The following is a 14105-nucleotide window of genomic DNA, read 5'->3' on the forward strand; positions in this document are numbered from 1 at the left end:
GTTCAAGGTCTTGAGATTGCAAATATATTTACGGATGGAGGGCGAGAGATGGCCCAGTATCCGTTAAGCATTTATAAGAAATGGGTGACTCGTTTTTTTACGTTCGTCATCCCTTTCGGAAGTGTCAATTATTTGCCTTTGCTCTACTTGTTAGACAGAACCTCTGGGAATGAACTGCTCTATATGATTTCGCCAATAGCTGGCATCCTCTTTATTTTGCCTTGTCTGCTTGTATGGAACATCGGTGTTCGTCATTATCGCTCGACAGGCTCTTAATATGAACAGCACTTTATGATAACAGCAAAGGAGCGTAATGTTATGAAATCAATAGCGGTACGGGAATTAGCAGCGCAATTATCATTAGAAATATTAGCAGGAGCCGATAAGCTCGATCGACAGATTGCTAAAGCAAGAGCCTATCGACCAGGACTTGAATTTGTTGGATATTACGATTTTTTCCCACAGGAGCATGTTCAAATTTTGGGCAGGAAGGAAATTACATACCTGCACTCATTAAGTGAAGAAGAACGAAATCATCATATTGGCAATATTGTTAAATATCATCCGCCTTGCTTTGTAGTTACTGCGGGTCAGGAAGGTCTAAAATATTTGACCAAATATTGCGATCAAGAAGGTATTCCTTTGCTGCGAACGAAGCTTCCAACGGTGCAATTGCTTGGCATGCTGGATGCTTATCTGCTCAAAACGCTTGCTCCGGAAATATCGATTCATGGGATTTGCTTAAATGTGCTTGGCATTGGCGTGCTGCTGCGCGGCAAGTCAGGCATTGGCAAAAGCGAAACAGCCCATACGCTCATCAAACGGGGCTCTAGGTTAGTTGCTGATGATATCGTTGTACTAAAAAAGCTGAGTTCACAAACGCTGCTTGGCACGCATAATGAGAAAACAAAGGAGTTTCTAGCTCTGCGCAGCATTGGTCTTATTAATGTTGTGAGATTGTATGGCAGACAGGCGTTTCAAGACGAGACGAGAATTGTACTCGATATTGAATTAACGAAGTGGCGTGATAATGAACTCAATAATGATTTAGAGCTGGAAACCAAATTTACAGATTATATGGGTGTGAAAATTCCTCATATTGAAATCCAAGTGCAGCCGGGCAGAGACGTTGCAGGTTTAATTGAGGCAGCCGCGAATAATTGGTACTTAAAGCAGCAAGGCTATAGTGCGGTAGAAGAATTTATGAAACGGCTGGAGCAAGGCTAGCGGCTTTGTCAATAATCCCGATAAAGGATTAACATGCAAACGACTATCCAAATACTTGCAAATCATGTTACACTATGGGCAGAGAAAGCTCATCCTAGCGCACAAGTCCTGACAGATTCGAAGGAGGAAATCGCGTGGAAAACTGCTCAATCGTAACAAAACCTGCGCTTCATTTGGCGGGTATCAGCTACTGCGGTCCATATTCATCCTTTCCGGATGAAGCGATTCGGCTGCAGACCGAGTTTTTGACACGCAAGCACGAGTTGAATGATGCAACAAAATCGACCGTATTGTACAGTCCGTACTTCGGCAATGAAGTGTTTGCTACCTACTGGGCTTGTTATGAAGTCCAGCATCTGGAGGAATTGCCTCCTGGTATGGTACAATTCACGATTCCTGAACATCGTTATGCGATGGTCGCTTGCTCCAATAAAAGAATCGGCGAAGGGTACGAGCAGCTTCATGCTTGGATAAATGAGTTGCGGCTAGAGAAGCAAGAAAACGCCGTATCGCTGGAGTTGTTTTATATTGACGAGCATCATTTGGAGGAAGAGCCGGTAGAGCTGCTTATTCCGCTCAAAGGATAACCTATATGAAGTGCTTGCACACAAACGAATCGGAGTATGGAATGGATAACATTCGAGCCGGATCATTTTGTGACAGCAAGCACTTTTTTGTTTGGGATTGAAACAGATTCAGAGAAGAGGATTTCAAATGTCAGCTATGAGAGATGGGAATAAGCGCTCGTTTCGGCAGTATGTCAGGAAGCTAGTTATTGCTGGTATTGCGGCTGGTGCTGTGAGTGGAATCGTGTTAGGCTTTACGATGAAGCTGCTTGAGCACCTTACCGGATCAGCGGTATATGTATTGCTTCTTAATATTGATTTCATAGAATGGCTGCCTTATAAACGAACGGAGACGCTTGAATTTATCCTTCATATGGTTGTTGCGCTTCCACTCGGTATTATTTATTTATCCCTGTTGTCGCTTTGGAGAGCTCCGATAGGACTAAGCCTTGGCATGAGTATAGCAGTCGCATGCTGTACGTGGATTCCACTTACACAGCTCTCAGAGCGTACTCCAGCGACTAGCGATGTACAAGCTCTGATTTGGTGGTTGCTTGGTCATCTCTTATATGGCGCTGTACTATCGTTGTTTGGCGTGACATGGATTAAGAAAGGAATGTTGGAAAAATGAATTATCCGTTATATATTGTAGATGCATTTACGAATGAAAAATTCAAAGGCAATCCTGCCGCCGTTTGCATTGTAGACGAGCCTCAGTCAGAACGCTGGATGCAGCAGGTGGCAGCGGAAATGAATCTCTCAGAGACGGCATTTATTGAGCAGGGAGCAGAGCATTATGAGTTAAGATGGTTCACACCGATTGCTGAGATTGATTTATGTGGACATGCTACACTTGCTACAGCACATATCTTATGGGAAACAGGAAGACTGCCACAGCACGAAACGGCACGATTTATGACGAAAAGCGGGTTATTGACCGCTGTGCATAAAGGGGACTGGATGGAGATGAATTTCCCTTCCGAGCCGCCGGAAGCAGCTGTTGCACCTGAGGAGCTCATTCAGGGTCTGGGTCTCATTCCGAGATATGTTGGCCGCAATCGAATGGACTACTTTGTTGAGGTAGACAGTGAGGATACACTGCGTACGCTGCGGCCTGACTTTGGGATGCTTGCCCGTCTGAGCGCCCGCGGAATTATCGTTACAAGCCGTTCAACAGATGCTGCGTATGACTTTGTATCTCGGGCATTTTTTCCTGGCACAGGGATCGATGAAGACCCCGTAACGGGTTCGGCCCACTGCGCGCTCGCGCCATATTGGGCGAAGAGGCTCCGCAAGCAGGAGTTAACTGGCTATCAGGCATCGGAGCGCGGAGGGATTGTGAAGGTAAGACCGGAAGGCGAGCGAGTGTATTTGCAAGGACAAGCAGTGACTATTCTGAGAGGACAATTGGAGGGTTAATAATATGTTAATGTTGAAGCTGCCAAAAGAGCAGAAGGAGCAGTTGATTGCTAGCATTCAGCAGTATTTCGAGCTGGAGCGTTCGGAGACGCTTGGATCGATTGCGGCGGAGCAGCTGCTTGATTTTATGATACAAGCGGTTGGGCCGCATGTTTATAATCATGCGATTAAAGATGCTCGCCAAACGGTGCTTGAGCGGATGCAAACGCTGGAAGACGAGCTTTATTCACTAGAGAAGCCGACTGCGGCAAAGCGATAACAATAGGGCTTGGCAGCTGTTAGGTACAGCGAGAAGGCAGGACAGCTATTGAAAATGGTAAGCATATGACGAATATTGAGTACTTACGCTTTTCTCAGAAGCAAACAAAAAAAAGGCACTGACCATCAAGGCTATAAGCCTTATGATCAGTGCCTTTTCATTGTTTATGCTTTTGATTTTTTGGAAGCAGCTGATGATTTGAACGGGGTTACTTTGTTTTTGCCCGTCGTTTTGGAATAGTACATCGCTTCGTCAGCCTGCTTAATCATTTCTTGAACAGCTTTGCTTTCTTTGGAGGTGCTGAATCCGACACTTATCGTAACCATCGTTTCCTGCTCGACTCTGCGCCGAATGGATTCAGCTACAATTTCAGGTTTTACGCGCTCCGTGCTAATGCAGCTTAGCAGCTCTTCTCCGCCATAACGGCCGGCTGATCCGATGCCGCTCGATTCTTCCTTAATAATCTCGGAAACCTGCTTCAGTACGCCATCGGCTTTGTGGTGGCCATGGGTATCATTCAATTTCTTAAAGTTGTCGATATCGCAAAAAATAATAGCCATCGGCTTGTTGCTCTGAAGCAGCTGCTCCGCCTTCGAAGAGAAATGGCGCCGATTATACAACCCAGTCAAGCCATCCATAATAGACGATTGATAGGTAAACATCAACCTCTCGATCACCCACTCGAACAAGAGGATAAACAATAGGGTATAATACACAATCGGCAGCAGCTGGCTAATCGTCAGCAACCAAGTCAATGAGCCATGAAATACATAGGCATTCGACAGCCTAGCGAGCTCGCTTGCAAAAAATACGATTAAGCTCGCGTAATATTTGGAGCTCATGTGGGCGCTTCTTGTATCAAGCATAATCATGAAAATAACGATTAAACCATAGAAATCGAGTGCCGGGTATGTAAAAGCTTGCGCATGAACGACCGTGTCCATCGAATTGGGCATAATCGCAAATTGTATGCCTGCAATAACGAATGTCATCATACTCATAATGATAAAGGGAATGACTTTAAGCTGTGCCGTTCGATGAGTATATAATTTCATGAAAACAAAGTTTATAATAATAAAAGATAGGATTTGAAGTATGGTAAAGGCTAAATGTAGAAATGGTGATAATGACCAGCCTGGATAAGCGAGCACGACGAGCAGGCATTGCTTAATAATAATGATTGGGATGGCTGTAATGAGCAAGCGATAAATTCGTTTGTTGCGGTAGCTTACATAAAGCCGAACCGACATGAAGAGCATTAAGATCAGAATGACGATGACCGCCGATGAAGAGAGCAGTTGTCCATTTGGGCCTGAAAGCCATTGTGTAAGAGTCATGAGTTACCCACCGTTATCTAGTATTAGTTTCAATAGCTTTACAGAAACATATGTTCTAATATATCATGTTTTACGGTGAACGAATAGTTGAATTACATGTTTTACGTTGAAAGGATGGGACACATGAATATTTTACAAGCGTTATTTTTTCCACCGGAGCAGCCGGGCGGAGTTTCTTCCATGATCCCGTATATTCAAGATAGATTCATTAAGTTTGGTTGGCAAATGGAATTGTTCTCTMTGCCTAAGCGGGTAAGAAGCAAAGGGCAGGAAGAAGTGACATTCGAAACCTTTGATCATACGATCTACAGCGGAAATGTAATGGTCGATAAATATATTCAAACGTATAAAGATTACGTATGGTGGACAAAGATGCGCATCAAAAAACCATACGATATTATACATGCGCATCATCCGATTGCTGGACTTGTCATGAAGCAGCTATTTCCAGATACTCCGCTTGCGATGACGATCCATTCCAGCTATGAACGGGAGCTTATTCTAAACGGCAAGATTAAAGAGGGCGGACCTGAACACCGATTTCTAATGAGTCTTTATGGCGAGCTGGAGGCGAAGGCGGATCAATTGCTGACCGTTTCCGAGTCCTTCCGTACCTATATCGCTCCTCATATCAAGCATCCAGAGAAAATAAAGGTTATTCCAAATGGTTTTGACGAGAAACGATTTAAACCGATATCCCATGAGAATGCGGTAACGCAGCTCATTACGGTGTGCAGGCTCGTCCCTGCCAAAGGACTTGATGTACTGCTGCGCGCATGCGCAGAGCTTAAACAGAAGGGTCATCCGTTTGTTCTTCATATCATTGGCGATGGACCGATTCGCGAGGAGCTTGAAGCATTAGCAGTTGAGCTTGATTTGTATGATGATATTATCTTTTACGGCTATATGCTGCATCCGGAAGAGTTTATGCCGTTTTTTGATGTATTTGTATTGCCTTCTCGCGCTGAGGCCTTCGGCTCCGTGTTCGCAGAAGCTGCTTTATGCTCGCTTGCACTTGTCGGCACGAATGTAGGAGGCATTGCCGAGCAAATCGAAGATGGCGTTAATGGATTGTTAGTACCGCCGGAAGATGCGACAGCTCTTGCTGATGCGCTGGAGAAGGTCGTAACCGATCCCACTTATCGTTATCATCTGGCAAGGTCTGGTTCAGATAAAGCCAAAAAGGTATATTCACTTCAACGAGTGATTGCACAGCTGAAAAAAGTTTATATTCATATGAAGCCGGAATAACGGCTCATTCTATCGGAATAGGCGGTTATAAAATGTCGGTACCTTTTCGATTTATCCATGCAGCAGATTTGCATTTAGACAGCCCTTTCCGAGGGCTTGCGAAGGCTCCGGATCAGGTGCGAGAGGTGCTCAGCGAGTCCACCTTTGCAGCACTGCGTCAGCTAACGCAGACCGCCATTCGCGAGCAGGTAGATTTTATCGTGCTGGCTGGCGATTTGTTCGATGAAGCAGACCGTTCGCTCAGAGCACAGCTTATGCTCGTACGAGAGTGGCAAAAGCTGCAGGAGCATGGAATATCCGTATATGTAATCCATGGAAATCACGACCCGTTAAATGGCGAGCGAGCAGACTTAGAACTGCCGGCAAACGTGCATATATTTGGAGCGGATCAAATGGAATATCGGCCGGCTTACCGTACTAACGGTGAGCTGGCTGCATTTGTTTACGGAAGGTCATACGGAAAACGCGTCGTCTCGGAAAATATAGCTGCGGCTTATCAAATACAGCAGGAAGCGCCCTTTCATATCGCGCTGCTGCACGGAAATGTTGATGGCGATGGAACGCATGACCCGTATGCTCCATGCTCGCTGAGCGAGCTGATCGGTGGCAAGGGCTTCGATTATTGGGCGCTAGGCCATATCCATAAACGAAGGGTGCTGCATGAATACCCTCATGTCGTATACGCAGGCAACACACAAGGAAGAAATCCGCGTGAAGTAGGAGCAAAGGGCTGTTACTTGGTGGAGGTAACCGCTGCAAGAGCGGTAGAGCTGACCTTTATGCCGCTGGATGAAGTCAGGTGGCACGAGTATGACTGCTCCATCTCTGAGCTGAGTACAGAACAGGAGCTTTTGCAGCAATTGGAAGGTTTAATTGACAGAATATTAGCTGAAGCGGAAGGCCGCTCGGTTATGCTTCGACTTTGTTTGACAGGTCGCGGGCTGCTGCATCAGAAGCTCTCGGAGCCAGCGATTGTTCGAACGCTGCTTGAGCAATTGCAGGAAGGCAGGGCGATATCATCAGCTGAACCATGGATCTTCGTGCATGGGCTAGAGGTGAATACAGGGGCTGCGATCAACTGGGAGGAGCTGGCGGTGGAAGACAGCTTTACCGGAGAGCTCGTTCGATTTAGCGCAGCATTAACGGAGGATGAGAAGTTATGGCAGGATTTTGCCAAAAATGCTGTGAGCCCGGCAGCAGGGCATGCGAAGCTTGGCAGACTTATGTTTAATCATTGGGACGAGCCTCCCGAGCGCTGGCTAGAGCAAGCGCGCGAGCTGACGCTTGGTTTGCTTCATGATCATGAACGTGGCGGATGATGATAGGGCGAGTGCAGCTTGTATCTGCAAAAGCCTATAGGAGATGACAGGAAGCATGAAGCTTTTGAAGGCTGAAATTGACGGTTTCGGACAGCTATATAGGAAGCAAATACCGCTCGATGCGGCGGTCATTATCGTATATGGTCCAAATGAAGCGGGAAAAAGCACGATGTTCGGCTTTATCCGATCGATGCTTTTTGGTTTTGCCAAACGCGGACAGTCGAATGAGCGGCAAGAACCGGTGAATGGCGGCAAGCATGGCGGTCGGATGTTTTTTCAAAGTGCAGAAGATGAAGCATACGTGGTTGAGCGATATGCGGCTGACGGATTAGGCAAGCTTAAGCTGCGCGCTCTAAGCCATGCAGCTGGCAATGACGAATTGTTAAATGATCCATTCATTAGCGTCATTGCTGCAGCAGATAAATCTCTCGAAGAAGCAGCGCTCACACAAACGGAATGGGAACGGCAGTTTCTAGGAGGCATTAGCGAAAAATTGTATCGACAGTTGTTCGCTATTACGCTGACTGAACTGCAAGAAATCGGCGCATTGTCGGGAGAAGAGCTTGGACAATATTTGTATCAAGCAGGGTGGGACAACGGAAAATCGATAGCAGCAGCTGAGAAGCGTTTAGCACAGGAGATGGATCTTCTCTTTAAGCCTCGCGGAGCTAATCAACAAATTAATCAACATTTGAAAACGCTTGAGCAAATAGATGCTCAGCTTCGGAAGCGCGCAGATGCCATTGTCTCCTATAATCAGTTGACGCAGCAGACGGGCCAGCTGGATGCATTCTTGCAACAGCTGGAATTGGAGCTGCCAGCAAAAGAAGCAAGGCAAATGCTGCTTCATAAAGCTTGCACCACTAGGCCATTGTGGATTCGCAAGCAGCAGCTGATGATTGAGCGCGAGCAAGTCGCTTACGCTGCAGAGCTCTCGCCGCATGCGGAGAAGGAATGGGACGAGCTGCAAAGGCAAAGAGCTGAGCTGCGCGAAGAAGCTGAGAAGCAAAGGCAGAAAGCGCTGCTAATGGAGCTGCAGCTTGAAGCGATAAGTTATGATGAGCAGCTTCTCCGTATTGGAGATGAGACGGAAGCTCTGCTTCAGGCAGCTGAGAGTATGCGCCAGCTGAAGCAGGACAGCATAGAGCTGGAATCAGAGCTTCGCGAGCATGATGAGATGATTGCGAGGCTCGTTACCAGCATCGCGCCGGAATGGACAGAGCGTCAGCTGAGGGAGCTTCACGTTACGATAGCCGATCGTGACTTTGTGCGCAGCGCTAGGCAGCAGGAGCTGGAGCACGCGCGAGGAGAGGAGCGATTCGCGGCTGAGCTTGAGACGCTTAAGCAGCAGGAGCAGGAAGCGTCTATCGCTTTGGAGGAGGCGAGGTCTGCCGCCGCACGGGAGAAAGAGCGCAGCGAGCAGGAGGGCAGCACCGGATTTGAGGTGCTACCGCGCTCGCGAGATGCGCTGAAGGGGGCGTGGAACGCCCTCGATAGCGCGCTGCGCGAGTGGGAGCTCGAGCGGGCGCGCTCTGCCGGAGCCGCTGCAGCCGCAAGCGATAGCGAATCGGCTGGCCGCGGCGCGGCAGCTTCGGGCCGAGGCGGAGCCGGCCCTTGGTGGGCTGCTGCGGCAGGAGCGGGCGGAGCCGCGCTGGCGCTTGGAGCTGCCGCGCTTGGCGGAGCAGGGCGCGGTGCAGGTATTGCTGCGCTGGCGCTGGCGGGAACGGCGCTTGCGTTTGTTGTTGTGGCGCTGCTGCGGAGTCGCGGCGCTGGGAATGCAGCAGCAGGCGAGAGCAGCGATCAGCTGCGTGGACGCGGGCGTTCGCGAGGGCGCGGCGGTGCAGCCGTGCTCACTGGCACGGAACTTAATGAACGAGAAAAACGAGTGCATCAAGCTTTAGAGATGATTGTACATAATCCGCAAGAGGCAGCGGCTGCCCTGCTTGCGGCAAAGCATTACAGCTCGCCAGAGCATCTGCTCGCTGCGGAACAAGCGCGCACACAGCTGCGCGCCGCAGTCGAAGCCCGTCTCGAGGCGCTGCAGCGCAGCGAGCGCCTCATCGACCATAGCAGCGAGCTCGCCCGCCGCCTAGAGCGGCTGCGCGCGCACGCTGCAGGACGCAGCGAGGCTGCCGCCGCTGCTGCACAAGCAAGGCAAGCCATCGCCCATCAGTGGGCTGACTGGCTTGCAGCTCGCTCACTGCCGGCGGGAATGTCGCCGGCCGCTGCGCTCGAAGCATTCGAGCTTGCCGAGCAAGCTTTGCAGCGGCTGCAGCATTATGACCGGCTGTCGGCGAAACAAGCCGCCGCAGGCAAACAGCTGGCTGCTTTCGCTGCGCAAGCAGCTGAACTGTGCGGGCATTTCAAGGAAGCGGCCGCAGCAGCGGCTGCTGACCCAGCCCTCGCGCTGCGCCTGCTGCATGCCGAAATTCGCCGCCATGCTGCAGCCAAACAAGAAGCGCGCGCTATTATTGCGCGCCGCGATGAGCTGCGCATGTCGCAGCAGGCTGCTGAATCCCGGCAGCTTGAGCTAGAGAGCCAAGTGTTGATTGCAGTGGAAGCGGCTGGTCTATCAAGTGAAGCCCAATATGAGCTGGCTATTTCGCATCATAGCATATGGACGGCGCTTGAGCTTGAGTTGTCGAAGCTTGCGTTGGAAATAACGGCTGGCATGTCAGCGGAGAGAATTTCCGAGCTCGAGCATTTATTTGGCTGCTACGATGAAGAGCAGCTGCAGCAGCTGCATTTGGAGTCGCAGACGGAGCTGAAAGARCTGGAGCGGCAAAAGCAGGAACAGCTTGAAAAGCGGGGGAGAGTGCGGCAGTCGCTAGACCATCTTCTGCAGGAAGCGGAGCATCAAAGGCTGCTTTCTGATAAAGCGATGACGGTTGCCCAGATCGAGAAGGATGCAGAGCGGTATGCGGTTCTTTCTATTAGTGCAGCATTAATTAGCCGAACTAAACGTGTTTATGAAGAAGAGCGTCAGCCTGTCGTGCTTCGCAATGCATCGCGCTTTATGATGGAGCTGACAGGTGGAAAATATATTCGAGTACTTACAACGCCAGGAGAACCGGGAATCAGGCTGGAAACAGCGGAGCACCGTCTCATCGACAGCGGAATGTTAAGCAGAGGAACAGCGGAGCAGGTTTATTTGGCGATGCGCCTTGCTTTGGCGGAGGAAGCAACAAGTGGAGCGAAGCTTCCTCTTATGCTGGATGATGTGTTTGTTAATTTCGACAAAGGCAGGCTGCATGCAGTAACCAAGCTGCTCGCATCCTTATCGAGTGAAAGGCAAATGATAGTTATGACTTGTCATGAGCATGTTCGAGACGCAATGCTCGAGCATTGCGAGGGTGCGTTACTCGTACAAATATGATGATTTATAGCAGCCAGCTGCTCTCTAATGAGTAATAACACGTTTGCGGATAATTAAGATGAGCCAGCCCAAGCTGACCAAGCCGAATAACGGATAAAGAGTGGATAGAAGCGGACCAAATCCGATTTGGCTGGCTACATAACAAATCGCGAGGATAAGTAGTACAATCAAGCTCCGAGCCCATTTCAAACGCTCATGAAGCTGAAGGGTGAGGCCGTAAATGTCTGCAATGAGTGTCGTGAAGATTTCAGCGAAAATAATGAAAACGTAAATAAACTGTACGCTAGGCCCTAGCTGCCTAGCAATCCCGCCCATCGGTATTGCGAATTGTTGAATGCCTGGCATATGAACGGAAAGCGCGATGTGACCAGCCAGCAGCATGAACCCAATTCCGATTCCTCCGACCCATGAGCCAGCAATAATGACCTTGCGGTCACGAATTTCTGCTCCCAGCGGTACAAGCACAGCTTGCGACATTGAGAGGTTGAAGGCGGTATATAAAAAAGGTGAAGCCCAAGCGGCCCAGATGGAATGGTCGCTTGATAAAGTAATGAACTTGTCTGCGCCTGGCGTTTGAAATGTATTGATTATGATGAGTACAGTGAACAGCAGCATAACAGGGACGACGATCGCATTGACCGTCAGAATAGCATTCATTCCTTTGCGGAGCAAAAAATAACAAGCGGCAATCGTAATAAGCAGACCTGATTGATAAGAAATATTCCAATGCTCATAAAAGATGGTGCCGGCACCTGCGAGCATAACAGCGGTTACGCCAAGGAGTACGACTAACATGAAGTGGCTGATAAGTCGTCCATATTTGTCGCCGAACAATGCTTTATTTAAGTCTTCGTACGACTTTGCTCTAATTTCACTTGCAATGAGCATCATCTTGGTGCCTAGCCAAATGAACAAAATGGTAGATATAACAATCGTGACCGTACCCCAGTAACCGAAGCGGGTAAAAAACTGAAGTATTTCTTGGCCGGTGGCAAAACCGGCCCCCACGATTGTCCCCATGTAAGTTGAAGCGATTTGCAATACTTTCCCAGTACGTTTCCACATCGTCTACCGTCCTCCGTTCGAAAACCCTCTATAATTAGAAGGTATGTCCAAACGGGGACAGGCATGACTTTTTTCAAAATATTACGAATTTCTACGGGATATTTAGAAGCAGAGAGGGCCTTCATTCTAGCRGCGGCGGTAGTGCTGTGGTGTATTTCATTCAATGGCAGCCTTGGTTTGCTCTTTACATTAGTTACGCATGTTAAATTCTGTCTAGCTGGTAGCGAGAAGCTTAATGGAAATGATTTCATTATGCTCGGGATCAAGATCCAGCTTAAGCAGCGCTTTGTTTGCTTTGTAAGTGAGCAAATATGCGGTTTGCTTCTCAGGCTTGCCGAGTGCAAGCAGTGCAGCTTCCGGATTGTCGCCGATTTGCAGGCCGCTTAGGCCAGCTTGAATGTTTTTTTCAAAAAGCTCTATAAATTGTGTTTTTTTCTTAGCATTGATTCCAACTGCAAATCCGTCATATTCAAGCACGGTAACAGGATCCGTCTCTTCCTCAAGCTTGTAGCTGTCTTGCGGATTGCCAAACTGCTTAACAACAGAAGCATGGGTATCGCCAATTGCTACGCCATGGAGAAGAGGCGCGTCTGCTTGCCACAATGCATCCTCACTTTCGGTTTTTACCGGCGCTTTGGGATTCTCTGACTTGCTGACTGCTGAGGTTTCAGCGTTTGTATTGCTGCTCGTATCCACCTTGTTCATATGAGGCTCGTCCATTTGAATCTCATTTTCCGTTAGCTCAGAGTAAGAGTTCTGAGGGCTGTTAGGCTTGCTCGTCTGTTTGGTCAGAAGAGGAGCTGTGTCATCCGTGTAAGTATCAGGCGTGGTTGTCGATGCGCTCTGGCAGCTGGCAAGCAATAAAGCAAGCGTTGAAGTTGCCGYGACCATAGCCGCTTTTTTCGTAAATAATCGATTGGTTTTCAAGGTTTTCACTCCTTTCCCTATAGGAAATATCATCGGTATAATGAACCATATTTATAAATGTGCTGCTAAATTCGTTCAAAAGTTATGTTATTAAATTAGACGTGTAAAATGTGGTAAAAGTTTCTCTATTTTACTGTAGATATGAAATTTCTCGCTCGAATTCGCTTGATTTTTTTGGGATTAAAAACGATCCCTTCAATAGGGTTGCACTTTTTGCCTGACCTATGGTACGGTATCAAAAAGGATTTTGGTGGAGGTAATGAAAGATGGAAAGTTTAAAACAACGTATTTTAGCAGAATCATCCGTATTGTCTAGCAATGTACTGCGGATGGATGCTTTGATCAACCACCAGGTCGACCCAGCATTGACAATGGAAATGGGACAAGAGTTTGCAAGGCGCTTCGCGGAGGAGCAAATTACGAAGGTGATAACGGTGGAGTCGTCGGGAATACCCGCTGCCTTTGCAACCGCATATACTCTAGGCGTACCGCTCGTTTTCGCTCGCCGCAAGAAGACATTAATTGCTGATCCAGATGCTTATGTGGAACGTGTTCCTTCCTTTACAAAGGGAATGGTGACTGATATTATGGTGTCCAAACAGTTTCTAACGGCTGAAGATCGGGTACTCTTTATTGATGACATTATTGCCAACGGCGATGCAGCGCGTGGATTGATAAAAATTATTCAGCGCTCGGGAGCAGCTTTAGTTGGACTTGGCGTCGTTGTCGAGAAGTCATTTCAAGCTGGAGGAAGAACATTACGGGAACAAGGAATTCGTGTGGAGCCGCTCGTTCGCATTTCATCGCTTGATAACGGTGAAATTAAATTTGAGTAATAAGTTCCAGTGCAAATGTTCTTTTCGCATCCGGCATTATCGCTTATAATGGTACAGAAGTGATCGAGGGGAGGCACATACTATGGGGGAAATGTCTGCAGAGTTTATGTATACAAAGCTAAGCGATGCTAAAGTCCACTTTGAGCGTGCACTAGATTGTAAACATACGGAATTTGATGATTTATATCCTTATATGATTGAGCATCCGCAATTTTTCTGGTACAAACGTTATGTCGCGTGGTCAGAGCTGCTCACTATCGTGAAGCTTTGCGATGAATTGTCTATTGAATGGCGGGAGCAATTCACTGACCGTCAAGGCGAATATATCGGCAAACGGGTGATGTCATCACGCGTGCTGGATGAGTGGTATGAAACGAACGACGCGAAAGAGCATGCAGGTTAACGTAAAGAATGATATAAGTATAAGTTAAACCTTATTATTATTTTATATTTTGAAGTAAACCTCAATGTGATGCGTAAGCATCCATTGAGGTTTTTCAATAATCATACGGGTTAGAATAGA

At 48.0% G+C, this 14105-nt stretch carries 14 protein-coding genes; 11 read left to right on the forward strand and 3 right to left on the reverse strand.

Annotation, left to right across the window (positions count from 1 at the left end):
• The 6 genes from AC1DSE_RS08150 to AC1DSE_RS08175 form a co-directional block, all read left to right on the forward strand.
• Positions 1-276 (forward strand): ABC-2 family transporter protein (locus tag AC1DSE_RS08150; RefSeq protein ID WP_477527571.1); only part of this gene is annotated, 276 nt, incomplete at its 5' end.
• A gap of 42 nt (positions 277-318) precedes the next feature.
• Entirely contained in the window at positions 319-1227 is a 909-nt protein-coding gene (gene hprK / locus AC1DSE_RS08155) for an HPr(Ser) kinase/phosphatase (RefSeq protein WP_441909840.1), read from the forward strand.
• Between the two features lie 134 nt (positions 1228-1361).
• Positions 1362-1814, forward strand: coding sequence for a GyrI-like domain-containing protein (locus tag AC1DSE_RS08160; protein WP_076270056.1), 453 nt, complete (start codon positions 1362-1364; stop codon positions 1812-1814).
• 127 nt (positions 1815-1941) lie between these two features.
• Positions 1942-2424 carry a hypothetical protein gene (locus AC1DSE_RS08165; RefSeq protein ID WP_477511200.1) on the forward strand — a complete coding sequence of 161 codons (483 nt, stop codon included), beginning with the start codon at positions 1942-1944 and terminating at the stop codon, positions 2422-2424.
• On the forward strand, positions 2421-3212 hold the full coding sequence (locus tag AC1DSE_RS08170) for a PhzF family phenazine biosynthesis protein (protein ID WP_441882187.1): 792 nt from the start codon (positions 2421-2423) through the stop codon (positions 3210-3212). The genes AC1DSE_RS08165 and AC1DSE_RS08170 overlap by 4 nt, the downstream gene beginning before the upstream one ends.
• A gap of 4 nt (positions 3213-3216) precedes the next feature.
• Complete coding sequence (locus tag AC1DSE_RS08175; RefSeq protein WP_076270054.1) at positions 3217-3471, forward strand: DUF2164 domain-containing protein; 255 nt, start codon at positions 3217-3219, stop codon at positions 3469-3471.
• A 164-nt stretch (positions 3472-3635) separates the two neighbouring features.
• On the opposite strand, the gene AC1DSE_RS08180 is transcribed toward AC1DSE_RS08175, so the two are convergent.
• A complete protein-coding gene (locus tag AC1DSE_RS08180) occupies positions 3636-4808 on the reverse strand; it encodes a GGDEF domain-containing protein (RefSeq protein ID WP_430061726.1) in 1173 nt (390 codons plus the stop codon).
• A 123-nt stretch (positions 4809-4931) separates the two neighbouring features.
• On the opposite strand from AC1DSE_RS08180, the gene AC1DSE_RS08185 reads away from it, so the two are divergent.
• Genes AC1DSE_RS08185 through AC1DSE_RS08195 form a run of 3 tightly spaced genes read left to right on the forward strand, consistent with a single transcriptional unit; the run spans position 4932 to position 10754 of the window.
• A complete protein-coding gene (locus AC1DSE_RS08185; RefSeq protein WP_477527572.1) occupies positions 4932-6059 on the forward strand; it encodes a glycosyltransferase family 4 protein in 1128 nt (375 codons plus the stop codon).
• Between the two features lie 32 nt (positions 6060-6091).
• A complete protein-coding gene (locus AC1DSE_RS08190; RefSeq protein ID WP_477511198.1) occupies positions 6092-7378 on the forward strand; it encodes a metallophosphoesterase family protein in 1287 nt (428 codons plus the stop codon).
• Between the two features lie 55 nt (positions 7379-7433).
• Positions 7434-10754, forward strand: coding sequence for an AAA family ATPase (locus tag AC1DSE_RS08195; protein ID WP_477511197.1), 3321 nt, complete (start codon positions 7434-7436; stop codon positions 10752-10754).
• Positions 10755-10778: 24 nt separating this feature from the next.
• Here AC1DSE_RS08195 and AC1DSE_RS08200 read toward each other — a convergent pair whose 3' ends face one another.
• Complete coding sequence (locus tag AC1DSE_RS08200; protein ID WP_076270049.1) at positions 10779-11819, reverse strand: YkvI family membrane protein; 1041 nt, start codon at positions 11817-11819, stop codon at positions 10779-10781.
• Positions 11820-12032: 213 nt separating this feature from the next.
• Positions 12033-12746 carry a hypothetical protein gene (locus tag AC1DSE_RS08205; protein ID WP_477527573.1) on the reverse strand — a complete coding sequence of 238 codons (714 nt, stop codon included), beginning with the start codon at positions 12744-12746 and terminating at the stop codon, positions 12033-12035.
• Positions 12747-13012: 266 nt separating this feature from the next.
• Here AC1DSE_RS08205 and AC1DSE_RS08210 point away from each other — a divergent pair, with 266 nt between their 5' ends.
• Both AC1DSE_RS08210 and AC1DSE_RS08215 read left to right on the forward strand, forming a co-directional pair.
• On the forward strand, positions 13013-13582 hold the full coding sequence (locus tag AC1DSE_RS08210) for a xanthine phosphoribosyltransferase (protein WP_076270047.1): 570 nt from the start codon (positions 13013-13015) through the stop codon (positions 13580-13582).
• Between the two features lie 82 nt (positions 13583-13664).
• Positions 13665-13985 carry a hypothetical protein gene (locus AC1DSE_RS08215; protein ID WP_076270046.1) on the forward strand — a complete coding sequence of 107 codons (321 nt, stop codon included), beginning with the start codon at positions 13665-13667 and terminating at the stop codon, positions 13983-13985.
• Positions 13986-14105: the final 120 nt, after the last annotated feature.

Source organism: Paenibacillus sp. 01L418 (assembly GCF_056400045.1).